Below are 23,559 nucleotides of genomic sequence, written 5' to 3'. Positions count from 1 at the left end.
GTGGCCTTTCGTTGCGGGGTTGAGGGTTGAGTGGTATCTCCTTCTACCCTCAGCGGAAGGCCTTTTTCAATAGAAAAGTAAGTAATCAGGGCGTGGGCCGCTCCGTTGCGCGCGCACTCACGATTGACGCATCAAGGTTAGTTCTCGGCTTCGTCTGTATCTCTCTCTTATATGGGACAGTCTGGATCTGCGACCAGCCGACGAGACCAGCACGGGAAGAAGCCGGCTGACCAGGCGCTGGATCCGACCGCGCTGGACCTTTCGCCGGCGGCGCTGCGGCTCAGAGCGAGACGTTAGCCGCAGCAACGACTGGAGTGGCGGTTCACCCCGAAAACTGGCAAGATCAGGCCACGTGAGTCCTACCATTCTTCAGAGCGGTCCGTATCGGTTCTTTTTCTTCTCGAGCGACCGAGCCGAACCGCCGCACGTGCACGTCGCACGCGAGCGAAGACTGGCGAAGTTCTGGTTGACGCCAGCCCGACTGGCGACCAATCTCGGATTCGGGGCGCACGAGGTGCAGCGACTGGCGGGTCTCGTTCAGCAGCACGAGGCCGAATTCCTGAAGGCATGGCATGAGTACTTTGGCATCGGCGGCGGCAACGGCGGCGGCCAAACAGGTTCGCGTCACTGAGGACGTGTTGACTGTGGCACTTGCCGATGGGCGGGTGGTATCGGTTCCGCTAAGTTGGTATCCACGACTGGCGGACGCGTCTCCCCGGGAGCGCCGGGCGTGGGTGTTGGTAGGGCCCGGAGCTGGCATCCACTGGCCGGACATCGACGAGGACATCTCGGTGGAGGCTCTGCTGTGTGGGTTGCCTTCAGGCGAAAGCGCGGCGTCGTTGCGGCGTTGGCGGGCTGCCCGCAAGCGCCCGGCTAACAGGGCGCTGCAGCCGACGAGCCGCCGGAGAGGCGACACCAAGTCAACGCGCCCCGTACAGGCGGCTCGCGGCTGAGCGCTGATCGTAGGCTGACTGAAACCAACATGATCCATCGGGCTTCGCGCGACCGACTTGCCGAACGGCTGCGGCATTATGTCTCCGGTCGAATCACCAACGACGACTTGGATGAAGTCGAAGTCGACTGGCGAGACCGCGGGGCCGTGGCGGTGAAGCAGATGGCCTGGCAGCTCTATGACGACACCAAGAACCATTTCGTCGAGGGCAGGCTGCCGCGAGGGTCAGTCGGACGGAGGACCGTATCTCGTTGGATCGCCTTCCTGTATTCAAACGAGGAGTACTTCTGGCCTGAGTACTCGTTCATCCGGATCGTGAATTGGCCGCTCAACCTTGTGACGTTCGGTTGGTGGGAGCGCATGAAGCGCCGAAAGTGGGAGGAGTTCCTTGAGGCCGGAGACTTCGAGGCGTGGCCGTTCTGCCGGAAGGACGTACTGCGGGTGATCGTTCGCGAGCCCAGGCTCTTGGCAGGCCGTGGTCGGACGACCGACCCGGTTCGTGGTGAAGGCCGATGATGGCGTAGACGAGAGGCGGCAGCCTAACGCGCTGCACCCGACGGCGCGAGTGGCATGCTGCGCGCCGGCGGGTGGCCGCGGATCGTTAGCCATCCAATCGGACGGGAGTGATGAACAGGGACGATCTCGTTCGCGACACTTATGCCTATTACGGCTTGGCCATGTACAGAGCGCAAGTCCTGGAGCATGTCATCGTAAATGCGATGGTCATTGCCCGAATGCCGGATCGCGGCCGAATTGCCAGGCCACGGATCGACGCATTCATGGATCGCCAGTTCGAGAGCACGCTTGGTCAGCTTCTGCGCGAGCTCAAGCAACACGTCGACGTGCCGGCAGATCTGTCGGCACGTCTTCGAGAGGCCCTCTCCAAGCGAAACTGGCTCGCCCACGACTACTTTTGAGAACGCGCCATTGAGTTCATGACCGAACTCGGCTGCCAGCAAATGATCATCGCGCTTGAAGCGGCGCAAGAGCTCTTTCGCGACGCTGAACGCAGACTCGAGGCGCTGGTCCGGCCGATTCGAGAGACGTTCGGAATAACCGACGAGGCCATCGCTGCGGAATCAATCAGGATGGTCAGCGAGGAATCGGGGCTGAATGGCTAACAAGCGAATGGAGCCGACGGAGACGAAGTGGTGCGGCGACCCGTGAGCCGCAGGCGTTAGACAGCTTTAGTCCGAGTCGAAGTCAGCGGAGGCTCTTGGTGTGGTCGCGGAGCCACGCGACCAATTCGGCGCGCGAGACGCGACTTGTGGCAAGCCCGAGCATCAACTGCTCTTGCTCGTCGACAATGGCGTCGACCTCGAGGCCGTTCAGGATGAGGAAGGTCTCCATGGCGGCGTGCGCTAATCGCTTGTTGCCATCCAGGAACGGGTGGTTCTGCACCAACGAGTACCCGAGCGCGGCTGCTCTTTCGGCAAGCGACGGGTAGAGGTCAGCGCCATCAAACGTACTTCGGAGTTGCGCCAAGGCCGATTCGAGTGCCCCCAGGTCGCGGACGCCGACGGCACCTCCTGACGTTTCGACAATGGACCGGTGTAGTGCGACGACCTCGCCCAGGGTCAGGTAGCGCATCAGGCAAGGCGTCGGTACAGTTCGTCGTTCTTCTTGACAACGCGTTCGGCGGCCGTTCGGAAGTCGTCGTCTTTGGCCGCGAGCAAATCGACCACGGCGGCGCGTGCCAAGTCGGCAGGCGGCACACCGAGCCGGGCGGCTTCCTCGCGCAAGCGGGCGACCTGAGCGGCCGGGAGTTCAATGGCCAGTTCCATAGGGCTACTCTACAGCCAAGGGCGCTGCCCAACAAGCTCTCGCAGCCGACGGCGGCCGGCGAACTGATCCGGAGTGGAAGGCTCACCGGCCGAGGATGTCCCGCTCGATGCGGCGCTTGACCTCAAGACGCGTGGACTCTTATGCAATCGAAACTGTCCAGTATCGCATTATTGAAGCAGCCGAGTGCCTGTGTTCCGGTCGCGATGTCGATTGCCGCGCTCGCCATTGTGCTTGTTCACATCATCATGTCCGGCGTGGCTCGCGAGGTCGACGAGGGCACCGCTGCCCATCTTTGGCAGCTACTGATGGCTGCACAGATTCCGATCGTTGCGCTGTTCGCGATCCGCTGGCTGCCCCGGAGTCCAAAATCTGCACTGTCAGTGCTGGCGCTGCAAGCGGTCGCGGCGCTCGCAGCGCTGGCACCGGTCTTCTTCCTTGATCTTTAACCTGGAAGGTCGTCTGCCACGCCGGACCGGCGCCGGCCGCACCTCATGCGCCAGCACCAGCGAGCTGGAAGGACAGAATCGGGCGAACGCGCCTCGCGGAACCCTCAGTGTTTCGCGGCCGGCTTGTCCTCGGTGAACACCCACGCGTCGATAGGGGTGTTGTACGTCACGCTCGTGTAGACAAACGGCGTCTGGCTTTCGCCCTGGCGCGTCTTCGCGGTCTCCAGAATTCGAGTTGGCCACACGACCCCGCCAAACGTCTTGAAGTCCGAAAACACCCGCGAGCCCGATGGCGTCGTCTCCTTGAGGAAGCGCGACGTCTCCTTGTCGATGTAGATCTCGCGCAGCTCCTTACCGACCGTGACCGCCAAGACAAACGTCCTTCGCGTCTGCGGCGCCGGTGTTGCGCCGGCCTCGCCCGTTGGCTTCCACGTCACGTCGGCGTCGGGCTTCATCTCCGGGATCCCTGGCTGGTGCGCGTAGAACGCGATGCCAGAGCAGTGATCCATCCAGCGCTGCATCCGGGCGGTGTCGTAGCTCGCCACGACGAGATTCCGTCGGCTCCAGGCCACGCCGTCGTGCATGAAGTACTCGTAGAACAGCCGGCCGTGGTCGGCCGTCATGTCCTGGTCAACGCGAATGCGACCCGGCGCCTGCGCGCGCAGCAGAAACGCCGCGTTGTACGAGATGCCATCCTCCATCCGCACGGTGCCCTTGATTGTGAGCGTCTGCCACCTGATCAGCTTGTCGCCGCCGTGCGCCGCGACCGACTTCGCCAGAATCCCGCCGGCGGTTGACGTCGCCTGCGGCATGACGGCAGCCAGGTCCAACGGCCCGCCGGATGCTGATGGGCTTGCGCCGCCGACGGCCAGGCAGGCCGCCACGAGCATCGCGGCCAGTGTCACCAGAATTCGTCTGTCCATCATCGTCTCCTCACGCAAACCGCAACTGGCGATCCGCCTCGACCAGCCGATCACGGACGCGCAGACCGTACGGACAGGCCGGCTCGCAGGGCGCCGAACAGCCGGCGCAGGCCGTGGCCCTCGTCGACGCCGGCACCATGCCATAGCGCTGCATCGCGAACTTCTGGTCGCCGTAGTCCTCGAAGTACATCTTGTAGCGGAGGATGTCGGCCACGGGCACGTTCCTGGGACACGCCTCGTGGCAGGCCCCGCAACCGGGCCGGCAATAGCGCGAACTGACCGAGGCCGAGACCATATTCAGATACTTCTGGTCCTGGCGACCAAGGGACGTCGTCCCGGAGACCGCGAGGTACTCGTTGACCTGGTCGTAGTTGGGCATTCGGACGACGAGCGTATCGAACAGATCCGAGGCCAGGATCCACTTGAGACACGCCTGGCGAACGTTCGTGTGCTGGTTCTGAAGCGCGCGGATGTTCAGGCCAGACTGAACGACGGTCATCGTCTTCATGGCGATGGTGCCGACTCCTTTGGCCCGCGCCTTCTTGAGCACCGGCTCGACGCCCTTCGTCAGGAAGTTGGCGCCAATCAGGATGACGTCGAAGCGGTTGTTATCGAGTCCCCAGTTCATCTCCTCGATCATCTTCACACCGTGGCTCGACGCGCCGGTGAATCGGATCTTCTTCAGGCGCTTCGCCTCGTCCCACGCCTCGTAGATCGCCGGATTCTGGATCCGCTCGAGGCCGCCGTAGCGGGGGTGGCCAATCGAATGGATCATCATGCAATCGATGTACGTGGTGTTCAGCTTCTTCAGGGAGACGTCGAGCGCCTCGAGCAGCGCCCCCTTGGTCACCGTCGCTGTCACGAGCGGCGGATCCCACTTGTCGAGGACGAAGACCTTGTCGCGCCATGTGGGGAGCGCCTTGGCGACAATCTCCTCGTGCCCGCCGTACTGCGCGCCGGTATCGATCAGGTTGATGCCGCACTCGAAGGCGTGATTGAGCACGCCCGGGTCCTGCTGGCCCGATCCGGCAGAGATGTCGCCCACCTTCCATCCCGTCTTGCCGAGTGTCTTGAATCGACGAACGGTCGACCCCGTGGCCGCCTGCGCTCGTGCCGGCTCGTTGCTGATCGGAATGGCCGCGGCAGCGGCCACGGCAGTGGACGCGCGAAAGAAATCGCGGCGGCTGAAACGGCTCATCGCAAACCTGCCTTTCGGGACGACGCGGCGGAGAATCGAGTGAGGCTGCCACAGATGTCCGTCAACAGCGCGCGGGCAGCGCGTTCATCCGGGTTCCCGAGCGAGATGGCAAGCCACGATCCAGACCGGGCCGCGAAGATGAGGCCGGAGAACCGGTCATGGGCGAGCACGCTGCCATCACACGGCGCCGGCGCCGACGTGATGGGCTTGCCGTTCTGTCCGAGAAAGGCCCGGTATGTCGCGAGCGCGGCACGGGCGCCCTCTGCGTCCTTGAACGGCACGATGACCAGCGTCGAGGTTTCGGGAGTCGCTGCGTACTTCGCCTCGAAGCCGCGGCTGAATCCGGCCTGGCCGAGCATGTTGGCCGGTATGTACCGAATGGAACCGGCGACGAGACCTTTGGCAGGGAACAGCGACAATTCACGCGGCGGTGTGCCAGAGTCGCCAAGGCCGCCTGCGACGGTCGCGCCGAGTGCCACCGACGCGTCTTTCGGCGACTTGCCTGGCGGGGTCGACACCATTTTCACGTAGTAGTTGGCGCTCCAGAAGCGCACCGAGTCGGCGCCCGCCTGCCCTTCGACGCCAAGCCGGACGGGGGTGGCCTTTGGATTGTCCTCCTGGGCGTAGATGCCAAACGCGCCGACCGGCTCCTCCATCTGGTAGATGTCGACCGTCGCCGTGGCGCCAGCGGCGTTCGAGTACTTCGCGGCGACCACTTCCTGGAATCCGTAAGACACGTACTGATCTGCGCCACCGTCGATGTACTCCCAGAGATCGTCGGGTCCGTACCGCTGCGGCGCGCCGGTTCTGGTCCAGTCGCCCGCCTTCTCGGGCAGCAATCGCATCATTGGCGAGGCCGGTCCGCCTGTTGCCGTCGTGGATTGGGCGACCGCGGACGCCTGCGCGGCCGGAACTCCGGCGGGTGGCGAAGCTGGAACGGACGATCCGCCTCCGCACGCCGTTGCCGCGAGGATGCCCAGCAGCGCGATGAGACATCTTCCGAACACCTGCGCCTGGACCGCCCGCCGAAGACTCATCCCACGTAATCTCGCGAACACGTTGGTGACACTTCCAGGGGTCTCATCTCGTCGAGCGAAGCAGTTTGTCGTCACCCCGGCGAAAGCCGGGGTCCAGTCGCGCATGTCACAAGCTCCTGTAACGATCAACGAGAAGCCGGGGCGCCTTCGCTGCCTGCGGCAGCTTCGGCGTCCCAAAAGCGGAGACGGCGCCACGCGCGGCGCCGCCCCCCACCCACACTGACGCAAGCGTTACTGCAACACGATCGTCTTCTGCACCGTGCCGCCCTTGAGGCTGTCGTACTTCACCGAGATGCTGCCGGTGCCCTTGACGAAGTACTGGATCGTCTTGGTCGTCCGGCCCAGGTGTCCGCTTCGGACCATGATCCGCTTCAGGTCCTTCTGATCGATGATCTGCGCGACTGCCGGCCGCCACTTCGTCGGCAGCCAGCTCGCCGACACCACCTCCACGCCTTTCCCGTCAAGCGTGATCAGGTCCGGGCGCACCACGTTATTGGCCGCCGCCTTGGCCATGATGGTCGGCGCGATGCCGTCATTCTGAATGTCCAGCCACACCTTGAACACGCCATCGGCGAGCTTCTCCACCTTGGCGTCGCCCATCTTCATCTGGGGCATTTCTTCCGCCTGGTAGAGCGTGAACGCCATATTGCGGTGGCACAGCTCTTCGTTCATGAACCGGGGCGGCACGCGGCCGAACGTCTTCTTCATGACGCCGCCGATTTCGACCTTGCCGAACTGTGGATGGGTGAATTCCTTCCACTCCGTCAGCTCGTCGCCGAACTCCAGGTAGTCGTTGAAGAAGGTGTTGGCGACGCGCGGAGCAATCGGGCTGTTCGGATCTTTCTGCTGCTCCTTCAGTTCCGGGCTGGTGAAGTACTGCCCGTTGTTCCAGAGTTCGTTCGAGAACGAGAGGATGCCCAGCGTGTCGTTGCTCCAGTCGGTGGTGCCACCGTGTACCGTGTAGAGACCGCTCCAGATGACGAGATACCGGTAGAAGGGCAGCAGGCGCTCACCCATCCGGCCGATTTCGTCGTACGCGCGGACGTCAGAGCCCGGGTACTCGCCGGTCTGCTCGGCGCCGGGGCTGCGCAGAATCATGCCGCCGTTGTTGTGGTACGTCTGCAGCCCGGCCACGTTCGGATGCGCCAGCAGGAAGTCGTTGACCGCCTTCGCTTCGGGCAGTTCGAACGGGTAGTCCATCGAGCCGCTCTGAATGTAGTTCGGCTGCCAGTCCGCCGGGAAATTCCGATTTGGATCGTAGCTGCCCAGCCCATCCTCGCCCACGCGGCCGTCTCCGTCGTGATCGATGCCTTCCTGACCAAGCAGAATGTAGTCGCCCTTTTCGCCCGGGCCCACCGGCTCCATCATCCGTGGATCGGCGGCGCTCTTCCGGTGCGTGCCTTCGCCGGGGACGTACTTGCGGATCTGCTCGATGACGCCGTTCCCGTTCAGATCCTCCGGGCCGTCCTCATCGAATTGATAGTCGTTGTCATCATCGACCGGCATGTGGCCCGAGCGCGCGTTGCCGCCGGGGCCGTGCATGAAGTAGTCGCGGCCGTCCGGGTTGACCGTCGGCACGATGTAGAACGCCCGCTCGTTGACGAGCTTGGTGATCTTGTCGATCTTGCCGTAGTTCTCCATCAGGTACCAGATCGTGTAGATGCAGATCTCTCCGCCCTGGATCTCGTTCCCGTGAATGTTGGCTTCGATGTACATCGCCGGCTTCGACGTGTCCGGCCCCGTGTCGGGGTTGTTCACGATCATGGCGGCCAGATCGCGCCCGTCGTAGCTCTTGCCGAGCGTGATGTACTTCAGGAACTTCGGATACGCCTTCTCGAGCGTCCGCAGATCCGCCTGGAGTTCCGCGACATCGTGCCAGCGGTTGAAATCAAGCTTCACCTTGTACGTGCGCTCGGATGTCGGGGTGTCCGCCCACGTCTTGGGCGCCTGAGCGGCCACCGTGGCCTTGGACGCCTGGCTCGCCGCCGCGAGTGTGGGCTGCTCGGCTGCGGCCGGCCTGGCCTGGCCCGAGACGCCGGATGAGGTGCAGACCGCCACTGCTGCCAGCAGACCAGCGGTCGCGATGAGCTTCGCATGCATGTTCATGTCTCTTCTCCTGCGAGTGGCTGGTAATTACTGGAGGGTGATGGTCGCGGTATCGGCACCGCTCTTCTGCGACACGACCTTCAAGGTGACCGCCTGCGCCGGCTTGCCCTTGATGACCCATTCGAACGACTGGCGCGTGCCCGATCCTGCCAGGGCGTTGATGTGGTTGGTCTTCTCGTTGCCCGTGATGATCGATTCGGGGGGCACGCCCAATTGCACCATGACGGGTTTGACCGAACGGGCGATTACCCCCTGGACCATCGCCGTCGGCAGATAGCCGGTGTTCTCAACGTCGGCCCGGATCCGATAGATCCCGCCGCCGAGGGCAGTGACTTCCGTGTTCGCGATCTTCACCTTCGCGAAGAGCGACGTCAAATAGAGAACAAACTTCGCGTGGCTCGCGCCGAGATCGGCGATCTTCGCAGCTGGCGGGTTGGTCGTGGAGTAGGGCTTGAAGCCGCCGATTTCCACCTCGCCAAGCGTCGGATGCTTGAACGGCGTCCAGTTGACGAACCCGTCGATCTTCTCGCCATCCATCCACTGGAGCAGTCGCAGATCAACCCCTTCGGCGACAGTGCCCTCGCCGCCGCCTCCCGCCATCATCCCGCCGCCCGCCCCGCCGCGGCCGCGACCGGGTCCCGCCCCGGCCGTCATGCCAGCCGGCGCGGCCCCTCCTCGTCCGGTGTCGCCACCCGGCGTGCCAGCGCCCGCTGGTCGACCTGCGCCAGGCAAGCCCCAGCCCGGCGTCGAGAACGACGGGACACCGTACTGGTAGTAACCGTATTCGTAGAAGGCCCCGGCCGGTGCGCGTGTGTAGCCGGCATTACGCAGGCCAGTGATCTCGCGGTACTTGGTCATGATCGCGTTGACGTACTCGGCATCGGCGGCATTCACCGTGGTGGCCGCGACCGCTCCAGCGCCCCCGCCGCCCCGCCCGCCTGACGCCGCCGCCTGCTGTCCGCCGCGACCCTCACCGCCCCCGCCGCCCCCGCGCCCGCCGCGCCCGAATCCGCCCGAGATCTCCGGGAAGATGCCGACTCGGCGTGCATCCGCAAGGCTGCGCTCGGCGAAGTCGATGAGATTAATCGGGTTGGCCGCACCGGCGCGCGTGGAGATCAGATTGTCGTTTTCACCGAACGTGAGCACAGAGGCGATGTTGCGGTGCTTGATCACGTAGTCGAGCATCGCGCGCGTCTCGGACTCGCTCACCATGTACCGGCCCGCGTCGGTCTGGTAGTACGGGTACTGATGCTGGAAGTTGCGGTTGATGTCGGTGCCGCCCGGGCCGTCCTCGGCGATGAATCCATCGCCGTCCTTGTCGGTCCCTTCCCAGTAGATCGCGTAGCGGCCGGTCTCGCCCTTGGCTGGATCAGCGCGCTTCATCAGCCGGGCATCATCGGGATGAACCATGTACGGACCCTTCGGGTCCTTGACGCGCATCACGGTGATGAAACCGTCCTTGTTGAGATCCTCCGGCCCATCCTCGTCGATCCGGCCGTCGTTGTCGGCGTCGAACTTCGTGCCGTTGGTGCGGCGGCCGGTCTTGACCGGCGCGAACATCAGCTCGGCGCCGTCAGGATTGACGCGCGGCACGATGTAGAAGACGTGGTTGTCGAGACGCTGCTTGACGACGGCGTCCGTGGCGTACGAGGTGAGCAGATAGTCGGCCAGGTAGACGGCCAGCTCGCTGCCGATCAGGTGATCGCCTTCGAAGTTGGCCGCGATGAGCAGGCCGGGCCGCTGGTCGACGGGTGTGCCTGACTGATTGGCGATCTCGATCGCCCAGATGTCTCGACCTTCGGCCGACTTGCCAATCGACACCAGCGTCGCCAGATTCGGATGCGCGGCGGCCGCGGCCTTCAACGCCGCAGAGAGCTCCGCGTGAGTGTGGTACTTCGTGGTGTCGGCGGCCCCGGTCGGCGCGACAGCCAGCCATCCGATGATGGCCGCCAGCGTCGCCGCGCGAGCCGTGGCTCGACCGACGCGTCCTGCTGTAATCCGCACTGCGTCCTCCTGATGGAAAAATGGTGGGCAGGACCCTGCGCCGTCAGACCATGAGAAAGCGGGGTGCTGCAGGCAGAAGTGTGGCGCGGCAAGCGGGGAAACCTGCGCGGGCACACAATAAGCCCCGGTGTTTGAGAGAGGCTATCACAGCTGATGCTGCCGCGGCTGGATTCCTGCGGTTGGGTAGTGGTCAGGTTTGGCCGAAGGCTTGTCGCGGCCTACTCTTTTGCTTGGCGGTCTTTCTATTCGGAGAGGTTCCACTTGCCGCCACAGGCAATCAATGGCTGTCCAGACAATGTTGCGATCTCTCCACCTGGCGGCAAAGTGTACGCACAGAATCTCGTCACATGGCGTTTGCCAAAACTGGCGTAGCTGAAGTGGCCAAAGAACACCGGCCGCCTTGCGTTGTCCTGTATCTCTTTCAACAAGCCCTCCGTCAAGGGTTTAGCATACAGAGACATGTGGATGGATTTTGCGCCGGGCTCCAGACCGCCCGCCTCCGTCCTTTCGGGAAGGCTGAACTCAGCATTCGGTGGCAAATAGGGCAGTTGAGCGAGTTGCAGGTCGTTCAGGGTCTTCGGGCGCGTAACGATGTACAGGAACCAGGGTTCTGCCCGGATTCCAGCCATGATCTCGCTGTGCGGCTTCTTGCCAATGTCCGACATCAGGAGCGCCGGAAGGCGCATGGAGAAGAAGGCGCTCCGTTGATCTATCGCAGCCGAATGGCCGACATTCTCTACTTCGACCTGAAGTCTCGGGCGTTCACCGATCACCAACGGTTGCAGTTCGTACTTTGTGATAGCCAATCTCGCTCGGAGCGAATCTTCAGTGAGCGCGACTTGAGTCTTGGCGGCGTTTGCTTCGATGGCGCCGTATTCGACCTGCCTTTCAGCCAAGGCAGCGCTATTCTTTGCGGCCCGAGCCGCATCTTGGGCGGCTCCCACAGAGGCCTGGGCCGCGACGGATTGCTTTCTCATCTCGGCAAGAGACGCGTCGAGAATCATGTTCTGACGCAGAACAATCCCGGCCGTCAGAACGGTCGCGACCATCAAAAGTCCGTTGAACCACAACTGGATCTTGCGCTGTCTGTTTTCGCGTCGTGTTTCTTCGGCCTATTCTCTTTCTTTGCGCTCGGCCGGGCTCTCGATCAAGAACGGACCGTTGGAATTGTCGGCCATATGTTGCTGTGCTTTGTCCTGTTCTGCGCGGCGGTGTATTCCGTTAGCTTAGGCCTGGGATTCCTGACGGAGGCTAATTACTCGTCACGGCACATCCAGGCGCAGGGCGCTCAACGATGGGTATCCAACTCCTGTTGCCCGTCCAGTAAGCGCAATGTGTCCCCGAGGCTCCACAGGTGGTCCGCCAGACCGGCCTCCATCGCGGGGGTCACGCGGAGCGTCTGATGCACTGGGGCGAAGTTGTAATACATGAAGTAAAGCGCCACGGCCGAGATGTGGTTCTCGACCTTCTTCGAAAATCCGTTCGTCAGGCACGTGAACCGCCGCATCGGTCAACTTTGACAACTACCGGCGGTTGGCATGAATGACGGGACAACCAGACAGCGGGGTCACACATTGGCCGACAGCACGCATCGGCGGGCTGGGCCTCTAGCGTTGAAGGCCGGGTCTTCGGACGCGTCGCGAGATTGAGGCCGAGGCGGTGCGGCCTGGCCGGGTCTTCGGACCCGGCGACAGAGTGCCTGTCCGGTGTGAGATGAGGCACAGAGCACGACGACATGACGATGCTGTTCAGGGGACCATTCGAGGTCCGTGCGCGCATTTGCGGACGATGTTAGGATTAGCAGAGCCAAGATGAAAACCCCTGACGCGTCGTCTCAACTCGCGCCGGATCTCGATGCGTTCCTCCCGCCAGAGATCGGCTCGCTGGAGAACGACAAGACTGGCATTCCCAGGATCGCCCGAGATCCCAAACTCACCGGGCTGATCCACTCCAGGCTCCGAGATATTCCCACTCACCATTCGTTGTACTGCCACGATTCTCGGTCGTTGGACTTCTTACCCGATGAGAGCCTTCATCTCGTCGTCACGTCACCACCATACTGGACGCTTAAGAAATACCGCGATACTGAGGGTCAACTCGGGCACGTCGAGGACTATGAGGAGTTTCTGACGGAACTCGGCAAGGTCTGGCGACATTGTTTCCGAGTGCTTGTGCCGGGAGGCCGGCTCATAGTCGTCGTCGGTGACGTGTGCCTTTCCCGCAAGCGGAATGGCGGACGCCACATGGTGGTTCCCTTGCACGCTTCAATCCAAGAGCAGTGCAGGGCGATCGGTTTTGACAATCTGGCGCCGATTATCTGGCACAAAATCTCAAATGCGGTGTACGAGGTGGAAGGTGGCGGAGGGTTCCTTGGCAAACCCTACGAACCGAATGCTGTCATCAAGAACGACATCGAATTCATTCTGATGCAGCGCAAGGCTAGTGGATACAGAACCCCCTCCCTCGCCGCCCGGATCTTGAGCGTGATTTCTGCAGAAGATCACCGCGTGTGGTTTCAGCAGATCTGGTCTGGACTGACAGGGGCGTCAACCAAGGACCACCCGGCTCCCTATCCAGTAGAGCTCGCGGAACGCCTCATTCGGATGTTCAGTTTCGTCGGCGATACCGTCTTGGATCCATTTGGAGGCACAGGCTCGACAACGCTGGCCGCATCCAAGTCTGGACGTAACAGCATATCGGTTGAGCTGGATGCTGAGTATTTCAAGTTTCTGAAGAGCCGACTTGCAGAATCGCAGAGCAACTTCTTCTCGCGGGCACACTTCAGTTTTCATCCAGCGAGCGCTTCTGAGTCTGCCAGAAGTGAGTCCGGTCAAAGCAGGACACAGAAGGGAACGACGAGACCTCAGGGGCCGCGCCCTAGTACCGGCGCGCAGGCAGCGTCGAGAAGCGTTCGTCGTAGAAGCGGCTTATCCGAGTGATGAACGTAGCGTAGTGGTCCCTGTCGCCGGGCTGTGGCGCGGGTGGGTCAGTCCATAGCTTGACTTTCGTGACGTTGTCGCAGTCGATCACGACGGAAGCGTAGGCATCAAATCCGACCTTGCCGACCTCGTCCCGAATCGGCAATCCTCTCAAATGCAGGAGCATTCCAGCGGCCGCCTCAGGCTGCTTGTGATCAGAAACGTATATTCCCTGACCTGGTTGTCGGCGCAACGGAGAGACGAAGGTCCAGGCGATATTGACGACGGTGATTCCAGCTGCGATGGCATCGGGCCGACCCTGGTGGACGATTTCGTGGGATGAGCTCAATTCGTCGTACACACGAGGCTTGGATTTCCCGTGCTCGGTCATCACCGTCTTGGCCTCACAGGCTATCAAGACATCCGCGATGGCACCCTGACGGATTAGTGCCCCACCGGCCGGCGGAAGCGGATCTTGGGCCGTTCCGATTGCGAGGTCAAGCGTCTTCGTCTTGCCAGATGACGGCCACGTGAACCTGCAGTTGATCTCGTACGACAGGATTCCAAGTGCGGCGTGCTTGCGCAGAGTGGGAGAAGTGTCGAGCAGGTCCTTGAGGATTTCCTCGCAGAGTGCAATTGAATGGGCGTCGCTCCGGGAGTGGTAGCGGTACACACGACCGGTCTTCCGATCCTTGTGTTGATGGTCGTTCATCCACCGTGCGAAGCGGGCCGGTCCCTGCATTCTTCATGTTTCGGCTCGACGAAGCTGCTACTGTAGACAATTCCACGACAACATCGACCGCAGTCCGTGTTTGGCGTAGGACGAGGCCGACGGCGCGATTGTCCTGCATACCGAACCGGCGCCGGCCGCAGCGCGTCTACTTCCCTGGGATATGCTGGGTTTCAGATTGTGGAGGTGTTCATGCGCCGATTCGTGCGATCTCTGTTCGCGACGATGCTCGTGGTTCTGGCCTCCGCCGCCGGCCCCGCTTTGGCCGACGACCGGCCTATCGTGAGCGGCGAGGTCGGCAAGCGGCTCGACGAGTACCTGACCCGGCTCGAACGGTTCGGTTTTTCTGGCGGCGCGCTCGCGGTTCGCGGCAAAGACGTCTTGTTGAAGAAGTCGTACGGCCTGGCCGATAGGGCGCGGAACATTCCTCTGACCACCGCCAGCGTGTACAACCTGGGCTCCATCACCAAGCAGTTCACGGCGGCCGCCATCCTCACCCTTGAGATGCAGGGAAGACTCGCCGTCACCGACCTGGCCAGCAAGTACCTCGACGGCGTGCCTGCCGACAAGGCCGCCATCACCCTGCATCATCTGCTGACCCATTCATCGGGCCTTGAATCGGACTTCAGTCCGACCGACTATGAGCCGGTCGGGCGTGAGGAATACGTGCGGCGCGCACTGCAGTCGACGCTGCTCTTCCCGCCCGGCAGTGGCTACGAATACTCGAACGCCGGTTACAGCCTGCTGGCCGCGATCGTGGAGAAGGTGTCCGGCACGTCCTACGAGACGTACCTGATCGAGCACGTGCTGAAGCCGGCGGGCATGCTCGAGACGGGCTACAAAGCTCCAGCGTGGGCGGCATCACGCATTGCGCACGGGTACCGCGACGGCCAGGACTGGGGCACCATCCTCAAGCGCATCGAGCCGCCGGAGGCGCCCTACTGGATGCTGCGCGGCAATGGCGGATTGCACACGACGCTGGACGACATGCTGGCGTGGCACCGCGCGCTCAACAGCGATGCGGTCCTGTCGAAGGAGGCGCGGGCAAAGTACGTCAAGCCATACGTTGCCGAGGGACCCGCCGCACGCTCGTTCTATGCCTACGGCTGGGCTGTCGGCAAGACCGTGCGGGGAACGACTGTCGTTCAACACAACGGCGGGAACGGCGTCTATGTGGCCGAGTTCCTCCGGTTCCCCGACGAAGACGCGATGCTCTTCCTGACGTCAACCAACGCGGAGATGAAGGCCAGCCCTGTCGTGCAGGTCCTCGATCGGATTCTATTCGGCGGAGCGGTGGCGATGCCACCGGTTGTCGTCACCGTCACACCCGAGACGCTGGCGCCGCTCGCCGGCCGCTGGACGCTGCCCGGGGGCGGCGCGATCGCGATCGCCGCCGACGGCAACGCACTCGCCGTCCGCGCCGATGATCAGGAAGCCATGGCGGCGCTCGTTTCGCCGCCGGCGGGGCAGGCTGAGCGGTTTGCCCAGTTGACCTCCAGAACCGCCGACATCTCATCGCGCTCGTTCAAGGGAGATCGCTCGGGCTTGCGCGAGGCCATGGGCGGTGAGAGAACGCTCGAAGACGTCAAGACGCAGGAAGCCGGGATGATGCGCGACCGCGAACAACGGCTCGGGAGGTTCGTCAAATCGGCCGTGCTGGGGACGGTTCCCCGAGGAGGCGACACGGTCCAGACCATCGTGCGTCTCGATTTCGAGAAGGCCTCAGTGTTCAACATCTACGTATGGGGGCCGCGGCGTCTGCTGGGAATCCTCGGCATGCCGCAACTCCCCGCACTGCGCTACCTGCCCGTGTCGAACCGGCGCTTTGTGGTCTATTCGCTTGAAATGGGTGGCGCCGAGCAGGCGCTCTCATTTGCGACGACCGTTGGCGAAACCGTACTCGTGCTGCAAACGCCGGCCGGCCCCGTGACGGCCCGAAGGAAGAAGTAGGTCAACCGCGGGCCGACGTGCTCGCCGGGCTCAGCAGGTACGCGTTGGCGGCCAGCCGCCCCAGCATGACCGCAACCGCGGCGGCGAGAGCGCCCACCAGGTTGAACGTACCCACCGACAGGAAGAGCGCAGCCGCGAGGCAGACGGCTTCGATGGCGGTGGCGACGGTCACCATTCGGGTCTTTCGCGCCACAATCAGACGCGCGCGTTGGAACGAGAGGAGGTACTCGAGCGCCGGCAGCAGCACCAGGATGCGGGCTCCGTCGATCGCGAATACCCGCAGGTCGCCCTGCAGGCCCGCCACCACCCGGAACCAGACGTCGGCGACGGGCGTAAAGACGATGACCCCAAGGGCAAGGGTGGCGGCTGCGGCCAGCAGTCCGGCGACGCGCCGCACCTCAGGGACGTGCTGGTGGCGGATTCCGATCAAGGCTACGGCGACTTCCTGGTATCCAATGCCGCCGCTTCTGAACAGGAACACGAATGCGCTGATGACCGGCCAGACCGCGAGCGACTCGATCGGCGAGCGGCTGTGGCCGAGGAAGAACGTGACCAGCGGCCCGGTGATAAGTGAAATCACGGAGGTGAGTGCGAGTGGATAGTAGAAGCGGCCGATGTCCCGCAGCGACAGGGCTGAGGCCGACGGCGCGTCGGTTGCCGCCAGCAACTGAGCGACGATCTGCCGTGCCATCCATCGGCTCGCGGCGGCTTCGGCCACCACACCCGCCGTGAGCGCCATCGCCCCGATTGCCGCGCCTGGAAGCGTCGTCGTCCACGCCAGACCCGCGGCTGTCACCGACATGAAGGTCAACCGGACGACCGTGCCGTACGCGACGCGCCGCGTCAGATGATGGCGCACGAGAATGCCCTGGTAGAACCGGCGATAGCCGATGGCCGCGGGCCACGGAATCAGCAGCGCCGTGGCGATGTGCGCGAGGCGCGCCACCTCGGGGGGCAGGCCGATCAGCCGGCCGGTCAGAAAGGCAAACACCGGAGGGGTGACACCGACGAGCAGCACCGCGGTGACGCCCGCGTTCAACAGCCGCGTGAATCGCCGGAGGGCGAGAAACGACTGCCGGTCGTGCACCAGCGCATTCGACGCCGTCAGCAGCATCATGATCGGCGATTCGGCGAGCCACCCCAGCGCGAACGCCACACCGTAGGCCGCCAGGTTGAATGCCGCATCGGGCATCCGCGCGATGATGGCGGCGACGTACGGACCTTCGACCGCCATCATGAGCCACGTGGCTGCCAGCGGAAACCAGAAGGCAAGAATGAATCTGGCGCGGAGCGGACGATCCGGGGCGATATTCACAGGGATGTCATCTTGATGAAGACGGCGAGATGGGCGGCAGGGCTTGGCAACATCTCCGCCTCATTATGAATGAACGGGACGCGTTCGGGAACCACGGGCGCGAGTGTGCACCCCGAGACGCGCACGGTGCACGGCCATCGCACGGGGCGACAGAACAATTCCGGTCTCCCTCCCGTCCAACTCCTGAGGCCGTGTGTCTAACCTTGAGACGGTCCTCCGTCCGCAGTCAGGAGCGATGGTGGCGGGTACATCGACGATTCGACGGGCACGAGGGATATTCGGAGCCCTGATCTCCATCCTCATCTTTGCGAGCGTGTGCGGGGCACAGCCGGCCGCCGCTCCCTCCACACCCGCGGCTGTACCCAGCGCTCGGGCCGTCAGAACCGTGGGCCACATCGTAATCGACGGCCGTCTCGACGAGGCGGACTGGCAGCGGGCCGAGCCGGCCACCCATTTCATTCAGCGCGATCCGAACGAGGGCACGCCTGCCGAAGAGCGCACGGAGGTTCGGATCCTGTATGACGCGGACGCCATCTATTTCGGGGCGCGAATGTTCGACCGCGAGGCCGGGAAGATCGCCCATCGCCTCACCCGTCGCGATGCCGATTCGGGCGGCGTGGCCGACACTCTCATCATCGGCATCGATCCCCACCACGATCACCTGACCGGCGCCCTCTTTGCCGTCACGGCCGCCGGGAGCGTGCGCGACGGGGTCCTCTTCAACGATTCGAGCGAGGACGACTCATGGGACGGCGTCTGGGAGGCGGCTGTCTCGATCGACGACCAGGGATGGACGGCCGAGGTGCGGATTCCATTTTCCCAGCTCAGGTTCTCCGCCTCGGATCACCAGACGTGGGGAGTGAACTTCGTGCGCACGGTGACACGGACCAATGAGGAAGACTGGTGGTCGCTCGCGCCCAAGAAGGACAGCGCCGTCGTGTCGCGAGCGGGGCACGTGACCGATCTCGACGGCGTCCGGGGCCGCCGACACCTGGACTTGCTGCCCTATGCCACCGCGAAAGGTGAGGCCAAGAGCACCGTTGAGCCGGACAACCCGTTCACGAGCGGACATACCCTCGCAGGCAGCATCGGCATCGACGCAAAATGGGGCGTGTCGAGCAACGTGACTGTGGATGCGACGGTCAACCCTGACTTCGGCCAGGTCGAGGTGGACCCGGCCGTCGTCAACCTGTCGGCGTTCGAGACGTTCTACGACGAGAAGCGGCCGTTCTTCATCGAGGGATCCGAGGTGTTCAGCCGGTTTGGCCGGAACGGGGCGTCCAGTTCCTGGGGATTCAATCGAGCGAATCCGACCCTGTTCTATTCACGCCGGATTGGCCGCGCGCCGCAGGGTTCGGCCAGTGGGGATTTCGTCGATGCGCCGGGGTCGACGACGATTCTCGGGGCGGCGAAGATCACGGGCAAGACGACCAGCGGATGGACGTTCAATCTGATTGATGCGGTGACCTCGGCCGAGCGGGCCGATGTCGCCACCGGCTCGGCACGCAGCCGCGTCGAGATCGAACCGCTGACCAACTACGTGGCGGCGCGCGCGTATCGCGACCTGGGCCGGCGCGGGGGAATCGGGATGCTCGCGACACTGGTGAATCGGAGTCTGCAGACTGACAGCCTTCGAGATCGCCTCGTTGATGAGGCGTACGTCATCGGTGTGGACGGCCACGCCTTCCTCAGCAGCGGGCGCGACTACGTCGTGACGGGTGCCCTGTCGGCCAGCCGCGTCGCGGGTTCCCCGGCCGCGATCTCACGGCTCGAACGGGCGTCAGCGCGTTACTTCCAGCGTCCGGACGCGACACACCTCACGTTTGATCCGGCGGCGCAGGCACTGACGGGCTGGAATCTCCAGACGGACTTCACGAGAAACACGGGCAGTCTTCGGCCGGCCGCATCATTCTGGGCGGTCAGCCCCGGCTATGAGGCCAATGATGTCGGGTACATGAACACGGCGGATCGGATGGGCATGCACGCCGGTGCCCTTTGGCTCAAGCCGACACCCGATCGCTTCAGCCGATCCCGAAACCTGATTGCCGTCAAGTGGTACGTGTGGAACTTCGCGCACGAGAAGATGAGTGACGGAGCTTACCTCAGCGGCTCAACCACCTTCCGGAATTACTGGTCGGTTAATGTGACAGGGATACACGTCATGACCGCGTTCGACGACCGCCTGACGCGGGGCGGACCGATGATGCGCGACCCGGGTGGCAGCAACTACACCGCCTCGGTCAGCACCGACAGCCGAAAGTTGCTCGTCTTCAACGTGAATGGCAGTTACTCGACAGCCTCATCGAACTCGTGGGATTCGTCGGGCTCCGTGACCGTCACCGCGAAACCGATCCCCGCCCTGACCGTTGAGCTCGGCCCTTCGCTGCTGCGGTCGTTCGGCGTGGCGCAGTACGTAACGACATCGCTCGATGCGGCCGCCTCGGCGACCTTCGGCCGGCGAGATGTGTTTGGCGAGATCGACCAGACCGAATGGTCCATGACGACGCGCGTCAATCTCATGGTCAGCCCGCGGATGTCGCTGCAGGTGTTCGCGCAGCCCCTGCTCTCGGTTGGCCGGTACAGCAACTTCAAGCAGGCCGCGGCGCCGCGGACCTTCACCTTCCAACGGTACGGCGTTGATCTCGGTACGATCGGCTTCGATCCGATCTCGGGCACGTACAACGTCAACCCGGCCGGCAGCGACGGCGGGACGCCGTTCTCGTTTGGCGACCCGAATTTCAATTTCAAGTCACTTCGCGTCAACGCCGTCTTCCGGTGGGAATTCAAGCCAGGCTCGACCGTCTACCTCGTGTGGACGCAGCAGCGCGAAGACTACGCCCGGCCGGGACAGTTTGCCTTTGGTTCGGACATGTCCAGCCTGGTTGGCGCTCCCGCCGACAACGTCGTGATGGCCAAAGTGAGCTACTGGTTCAGCCGGTAGCATCCACGTTCTTCGGCACGGACCTCCGCTTCCAGAGCAGGTAGATCGCCGGATACACCAGCAACTCCATCGCGAAGGACGTGACCAACCCGCCCACCATGGGCGCCGCCACGCGTTTCATGACGTCGGCACCCGTGCCCATCGACCACATGATCGGCATCAGACCCATCATGGCGGCCGCCACCGTCATCATCTTCGGGCGCACGCGCTTGACCGCGCCGTGAATGATGGCCGTGTGCAAGTCCTCCCGCGTGGCCAGCCGCCCCTTCACTCGCGCCTCTTCGTACGAGAGGTCGAGGAACAACAGCATGAAGACGCCGGTTTCGGCATCGAGGCCCATGAGCGCGATCATGCCCACCCACGCGGCGATCGACACGTTGTAGCCGAGCACGTACATCAGCCACACCGCGCCCACGACAGAGAACGGCACGGCCAGCATCACGACGGACGCCTTGAAGGCGGACTTCGTGTTCATGTAGAGCAGGAAGAAGATCAGGAACAGCGTGATCGGGACAACCACCTTCAGCCGCTCGCGCACCCGCAGCATGTTCTCGTACTGGCCGCTCCACTCGAGCGAGTAGCCGCTCGGCAGCGTCAACTTCGCGGCGACCGCTGCGCGGGCGCGCTCCACATAGCCTCCCACGTCGCTATCCGTCATATCCACGAACACGTAGCCGGCGAGCAGCCCGTTCTCGTTGCGAATCATCGATGGGCCGGTCAAGGTGCGTATGGCGGCCACCTGCGCCAATGGGATCTGCGCGCCAGACGGCGTCATCACCAGCACCTGGCCGAGGCGATCGAGATCGTCGCGCAAGGCGCGGGGGTACCGGACGTTGACCGGGAACCTCGCGCGGCCCTCGATCGTAGTGGTGACATTTTCGCCGCCGACCGCCGACATGATGACATCCTGCACCGCGCCCACCGACAAACCGTACCGGGCCAGCGCCTCCCGATTCAGATCGAAATCAACGAAGTACCCGCCGGCGGCGCGCTCCGCGAACACGCTGCGCGTGCCCGGCACGGCGCGGAGGATCTCCTCGAGGCGCGCTCCGATAGCCTCAATCTGCTTCACGTCGGCACCGAACACCTTGATGCCCACCGGCGTCCGCACGCCGGTGGTGAGCATGTCGATCCGCGCCTTGATGGGCATGGTCCAGGCATTCGTCGTGCCGGGGATCTTCAAGGCGGCATCCATCTGATCGGTGAGTTCGGTCCAGGAGATGCGGTCCGCCCAGATGCGGCGCAACAGGAACGCCTGGAGCCACTCGGGCGCCCGGTCGGAGTACCAGCGCACTTTCGGCCGCCACTCGGCCGGCGGCTTCAGGATGACTGTCGTCTCCATCATCGAGAACGGCGCGGGATCGGTCGACGTCTCCGCGCGGCCGGCTTTGCCGAACACCGACACGACCTCAGGAAACGACTTAAGAATCCGATCCTGCGTCTGGAGCAGTCGACTCGCCTCGCTCACCGAAATGCCCGGCAGCGTCGTCGGCATGTACAGGATCGTGCCTTCGTTCAGCGCCGGCATGAATTCGTGTCCCAGCTTCTGGTAGATCGGGATCGTGGACACGACAATCAGCACGGCCGTCACGATCGTCGCCTTGGGAAAGCGCAGCACCAGGCGGCATGCAGGCTCATAGATCCAGAACAGCATCCGGCTGATCGGGTGCTTCTCTTCCGCGTAGTAACGGCCCACCGTCACCTGCCCGACCAGCCACGACAGGAATCGGGGACGCCAGGTCGGGAAGTCCATCCGTGTGAAGAGCATGCGGAGGGCCGGATCGAGTGTCACCGCGAGCATCGCCGCGATGAACAGCGTGAGGTTCTTGGTCCAGGCAAGCGGCGTGAACAGGCGGCCTTCCTGATCCACCAAGGTGAAAATCGGCAGGAACGCCACCGCGATCACCAGCAGCGAAAAGAACACCGACGGGCCCACTTCAAGCAGCGCCTCGAGCCGCACGGCGTGATAGTCGCCCTGGCGCCCGCCTTCCTGCCAGAGTTCGAGCTTCTTGTACGCGTTCTCGACCTCCACGATGGCCCCGTCTACCAGCACGCCGATGGAGATGGCGATGCCCGCCAGCGACATGATGTTCGACGAAATGCCCATCATCCGCATGGGAATGAACGCCAGCAGCACGGATACGGGAATTGTGATGATCGGGACGATGGCCGACGGGATGTGCCAGAGGAAAAGCAGAATGACGAGGCTGACGATGGCGATCTCCATGAGGAGCTCGTGGCGGAGATTGGCAATCGACTCGTCGATCAACTGCGACCGATCGTACGTGGTCACGAACCGGACGCCCTTCGGAAGGGACGTCTCGAGTTCCTTGAGGCGCGCCTTGACTCGTCCGATGACCTCGCGCGCGTTCTCCGCGTGGCGCATGACGATGATGCCGCCGACCGCCTCGCCGGTGCCGTCCAGATCAGAGACGCCGCGGCGCATTTCGGGACCGATGGCGACGTTGGCGACGTCGCGCAGAAGCACGGGCGTGCCGAGTGCGTCGGTCTTGAGCACAATCTGTTCAAGGTCGCCCTTCGACTTGACGTATCCACGCCCGCGGACCATGAACTCCTTGCCCGCGAGCTCCAGCAGGCGGCCGCCGACCTCACTGTTGCTGGTCCGCACCGCGTCGGAGACGTCCATCACCGCAAGGTCATACGTCTTCAGGCGGTTCGGATCGACGGTGACCTGGTACTGCTGGACAAACCCGCCAATCGAGGCAACCTCAGCGACTCCCGGCACCGATTGCAGCCGGTAGCGCAGGTTCCAGTCCTGGAGCGTCCGAAGATCGGCCAGCGACTGCGTGCCCGAATCGTCGACCAGCGCATACTGGAACACCCAGCCGACCCCCGTCGCGTCGGGGCCGATCTCGGTCTTCACGCCGCTCGGGAGCAGCGGCTGAATCTTCGACAGGTACTCGAGCACGCGGCTGCGCGCCCAGTAGATGTCGGTGCCGTCCTGGAAGATGACGTAGACGTAGCTGAAGCCGAAGTCCGAGAACCCGCGGATCGTCTTCACCTTCGGCGTGCCGAGCATCGCCGAGACGATCGGGTACGTGACCTGATCCTCGATGATGTCGGGGCTGCGGTCCCACCGCGAGTAGATGATGACCTGGGTGTCCGACAGATCCGGGATGGCGTCGATCGGAATGTGCTGCAGCGTGTAGACGCCGTAGGCCACGACGACCGCCGTGGCGAGCAGCACCAGAAGCCGGTTATGGGCGCTGAAGCGGATGATGGCGTGAATCATG

The 23,559-nt window shown here is 63.5% G+C and carries 20 protein-coding genes and 1 pseudogene; 9 read left to right on the top strand and 12 right to left on the bottom strand.

The features are described from left to right. The first annotated feature begins 352 nt into the window (after positions 1-352). The 5 genes from NTV05_17135 to NTV05_17115 all read left to right on the top strand — a co-directional run bounded on the left by NTV05_17135 (position 353) and on the right by NTV05_17115 (position 2,073). A complete protein-coding gene (locus NTV05_17135; protein MCX6546121.1) occupies positions 353-631 on the top strand; it encodes a DUF4160 domain-containing protein in 279 nt (92 codons plus the stop codon). Next, positions 573-953: a DUF2442 domain-containing protein gene (locus NTV05_17130; protein ID MCX6546120.1), complete on the top strand. Its 381-nt coding sequence runs from the start codon at positions 573-575 to the stop codon at positions 951-953. Before NTV05_17135 ends, NTV05_17130 begins: the two co-directional genes overlap by 59 nt. Positions 954-982: 29 nt before the next feature. Then, complete coding sequence (locus NTV05_17125; GenBank protein MCX6546119.1) at positions 983-1,468, top strand: hypothetical protein; 486 nt, start codon at positions 983-985, stop codon at positions 1,466-1,468. Between the two features lie 110 nt (positions 1,469-1,578). Further along, positions 1,579-1,869, top strand: a complete 291-nt coding sequence (locus tag NTV05_17120) for a hypothetical protein (GenBank protein ID MCX6546118.1) — start codon at positions 1,579-1,581, stop codon at positions 1,867-1,869. An 18-nt stretch (positions 1,870-1,887) separates the two neighbouring features. Further along, entirely contained in the window at positions 1,888-2,073 is a 186-nt protein-coding gene (locus NTV05_17115) for a hypothetical protein (protein ID MCX6546117.1), read from the top strand. Between the two features lie 82 nt (positions 2,074-2,155). Here the strand turns inward: NTV05_17115 and NTV05_17110 are convergent, their stop codons facing one another. Then, entirely contained in the window at positions 2,156-2,545 is a 390-nt protein-coding gene (locus NTV05_17110; protein ID MCX6546116.1) for a type II toxin-antitoxin system death-on-curing family toxin, read from the bottom strand. Further along, on the bottom strand, positions 2,542-2,736 hold the full coding sequence (locus tag NTV05_17105) for a DNA-binding protein (protein ID MCX6546115.1): 195 nt from the start codon (positions 2,734-2,736) through the stop codon (positions 2,542-2,544). The genes NTV05_17110 and NTV05_17105 overlap by 4 nt, the downstream gene beginning before the upstream one ends. Before the next feature lie 141 nt (positions 2,737-2,877). On the opposite strand from NTV05_17105, the gene NTV05_17100 reads away from it, so the two are divergent. Continuing rightward, positions 2,878-3,183, top strand: a complete 306-nt coding sequence (locus NTV05_17100; GenBank protein MCX6546114.1) for a hypothetical protein — start codon at positions 2,878-2,880, stop codon at positions 3,181-3,183. A gap of 104 nt (positions 3,184-3,287) precedes the next feature. Here NTV05_17100 and NTV05_17095 read toward each other — a convergent pair whose 3' ends face one another. The 7 genes and pseudogenes from NTV05_17095 to NTV05_17065 all read right to left on the bottom strand — a co-directional run bounded on the left by NTV05_17095 (position 3,288) and on the right by NTV05_17065 (position 11,958). After that, positions 3,288-4,106: a hypothetical protein gene (locus NTV05_17095; protein ID MCX6546113.1), complete on the bottom strand. Its 819-nt coding sequence runs from the start codon at positions 4,104-4,106 to the stop codon at positions 3,288-3,290. Between the two features lie 10 nt (positions 4,107-4,116). Then, entirely contained in the window at positions 4,117-5,304 is a 1,188-nt protein-coding gene (locus NTV05_17090; protein MCX6546112.1) for an aldo/keto reductase, read from the bottom strand. Continuing rightward, complete coding sequence (locus tag NTV05_17085; GenBank protein ID MCX6546111.1) at positions 5,301-6,341, bottom strand: hypothetical protein; 1,041 nt, start codon at positions 6,339-6,341, stop codon at positions 5,301-5,303. Before NTV05_17085 ends, NTV05_17090 begins: the two co-directional genes overlap by 4 nt. A gap of 231 nt (positions 6,342-6,572) precedes the next feature. Then, positions 6,573-8,447, bottom strand: a complete 1,875-nt coding sequence (locus NTV05_17080) for a M14 family metallopeptidase (protein MCX6546110.1) — start codon at positions 8,445-8,447, stop codon at positions 6,573-6,575. A gap of 27 nt (positions 8,448-8,474) precedes the next feature. After that, positions 8,475-10,451, bottom strand: a complete 1,977-nt coding sequence (locus NTV05_17075; protein ID MCX6546109.1) for a M14 family metallopeptidase — start codon at positions 10,449-10,451, stop codon at positions 8,475-8,477. A gap of 242 nt (positions 10,452-10,693) precedes the next feature. Beyond that, on the bottom strand, positions 10,694-11,500 hold the full coding sequence (locus NTV05_17070; protein MCX6546108.1) for a hypothetical protein: 807 nt from the start codon (positions 11,498-11,500) through the stop codon (positions 10,694-10,696). A gap of 239 nt (positions 11,501-11,739) precedes the next feature. Then, positions 11,740-11,958 (bottom strand): annotated as a pseudogene (locus tag NTV05_17065) (IS1 family transposase). Between the two features lie 304 nt (positions 11,959-12,262). On the opposite strand from NTV05_17065, the gene NTV05_17060 reads away from it, so the two are divergent. Further along, a complete protein-coding gene (locus NTV05_17060; protein ID MCX6546107.1) occupies positions 12,263-13,390 on the top strand; it encodes a site-specific DNA-methyltransferase in 1,128 nt (375 codons plus the stop codon). On the opposite strand, the gene NTV05_17055 is transcribed toward NTV05_17060, so the two are convergent. Continuing rightward, positions 13,329-14,081, bottom strand: coding sequence for a hypothetical protein (locus tag NTV05_17055; GenBank protein MCX6546106.1), 753 nt, complete (start codon positions 14,079-14,081; stop codon positions 13,329-13,331). The two genes, NTV05_17060 and NTV05_17055, sit on opposite strands and share 62 nt — an antisense overlap. 210 nt (positions 14,082-14,291) lie before the next feature. On the opposite strand from NTV05_17055, the gene NTV05_17050 reads away from it, so the two are divergent. Beyond that, entirely contained in the window at positions 14,292-16,049 is a 1,758-nt protein-coding gene (locus NTV05_17050) for a serine hydrolase (GenBank protein MCX6546105.1), read from the top strand. 1 nt (position 16,050) lies between these two features. On the opposite strand, the gene NTV05_17045 is transcribed toward NTV05_17050, so the two are convergent. Then, entirely contained in the window at positions 16,051-17,364 is a 1,314-nt protein-coding gene (locus NTV05_17045) for a hypothetical protein (GenBank protein MCX6546104.1), read from the bottom strand. Between the two features lie 385 nt (positions 17,365-17,749). On the opposite strand from NTV05_17045, the gene NTV05_17040 reads away from it, so the two are divergent. Continuing rightward, positions 17,750-20,305 carry a DUF5916 domain-containing protein gene (locus NTV05_17040; protein ID MCX6546103.1) on the top strand — a complete coding sequence of 852 codons (2,556 nt, stop codon included), beginning with the start codon at positions 17,750-17,752 and terminating at the stop codon, positions 20,303-20,305. Here NTV05_17040 and NTV05_17035 read toward each other — a convergent pair. Further along, the gene (locus NTV05_17035) at positions 20,295-23,558 is read right to left on the bottom strand and encodes a CusA/CzcA family heavy metal efflux RND transporter (protein ID MCX6546102.1); all 3,264 of its coding nucleotides are present in this window, start codon (positions 23,556-23,558) and stop codon (positions 20,295-20,297) included. The genes NTV05_17040 and NTV05_17035 overlap by 11 nt on opposite strands. Between the last annotated feature and the right edge of the window lies 1 nt (position 23,559).

Source organism: Acidobacteriota bacterium, assembly GCA_026393755.1.
In the GTDB taxonomy this organism is placed as follows: Bacteria; Acidobacteriota; Vicinamibacteria; order Vicinamibacterales; family JAKQTR01; genus JBAXOX01.
The sequence above is the reverse complement of the archived record's forward strand: the minus strand, read 5'-3'. Positions and strand labels throughout refer to the sequence as shown.

Excerpts from the sequence above, each read along its gene's own strand:
- NTV05_17130 (MCX6546120.1), top strand. The coding sequence starts at position 573 with ATGAGTACTTTGGCATCGGCGGCGGCAACGGCGGCGGCCAAACAGGTT.
- NTV05_17125 (MCX6546119.1), top strand. The coding sequence starts at position 983 with ATGATCCATCGGGCTTCGCGCGACCGACTTGCCGAACGGCTGCGGCAT.
- NTV05_17120 (MCX6546118.1), top strand. The coding sequence starts at position 1,579 with ATGAACAGGGACGATCTCGTTCGCGACACTTATGCCTATTACGGCTTG.
- NTV05_17115 (MCX6546117.1), top strand. The coding sequence starts at position 1,888 with ATGACCGAACTCGGCTGCCAGCAAATGATCATCGCGCTTGAAGCGGCG.
- NTV05_17105 (MCX6546115.1), bottom strand. The coding sequence starts at position 2,736 with ATGGAACTGGCCATTGAACTCCCGGCCGCTCAGGTCGCCCGCTTGCGC.
- NTV05_17100 (MCX6546114.1), top strand. The coding sequence starts at position 2,878 with ATGCAATCGAAACTGTCCAGTATCGCATTATTGAAGCAGCCGAGTGCC.
- NTV05_17095 (MCX6546113.1), bottom strand. The coding sequence starts at position 4,106 with ATGGACAGACGAATTCTGGTGACACTGGCCGCGATGCTCGTGGCGGCC.
- NTV05_17090 (MCX6546112.1), bottom strand. The coding sequence starts at position 5,304 with ATGAGCCGTTTCAGCCGCCGCGATTTCTTTCGCGCGTCCACTGCCGTG.
- NTV05_17085 (MCX6546111.1), bottom strand. The coding sequence starts at position 6,341 with ATGAGTCTTCGGCGGGCGGTCCAGGCGCAGGTGTTCGGAAGATGTCTC.
- NTV05_17080 (MCX6546110.1), bottom strand. The coding sequence starts at position 8,447 with ATGAACATGCATGCGAAGCTCATCGCGACCGCTGGTCTGCTGGCAGCA.
- NTV05_17070 (MCX6546108.1), bottom strand. The coding sequence starts at position 11,500 with ATGGTCGCGACCGTTCTGACGGCCGGGATTGTTCTGCGTCAGAACATG.
- NTV05_17060 (MCX6546107.1), top strand. The coding sequence starts at position 12,263 with ATGAAAACCCCTGACGCGTCGTCTCAACTCGCGCCGGATCTCGATGCG.
- NTV05_17055 (MCX6546106.1), bottom strand. The coding sequence starts at position 14,081 with ATGAACGACCATCAACACAAGGATCGGAAGACCGGTCGTGTGTACCGC.
- NTV05_17050 (MCX6546105.1), top strand. The coding sequence starts at position 14,292 with ATGCGCCGATTCGTGCGATCTCTGTTCGCGACGATGCTCGTGGTTCTG.
- NTV05_17035 (MCX6546102.1), bottom strand. The coding sequence starts at position 23,558 with ATGATTCACGCCATCATCCGCTTCAGCGCCCATAACCGGCTTCTGGTG.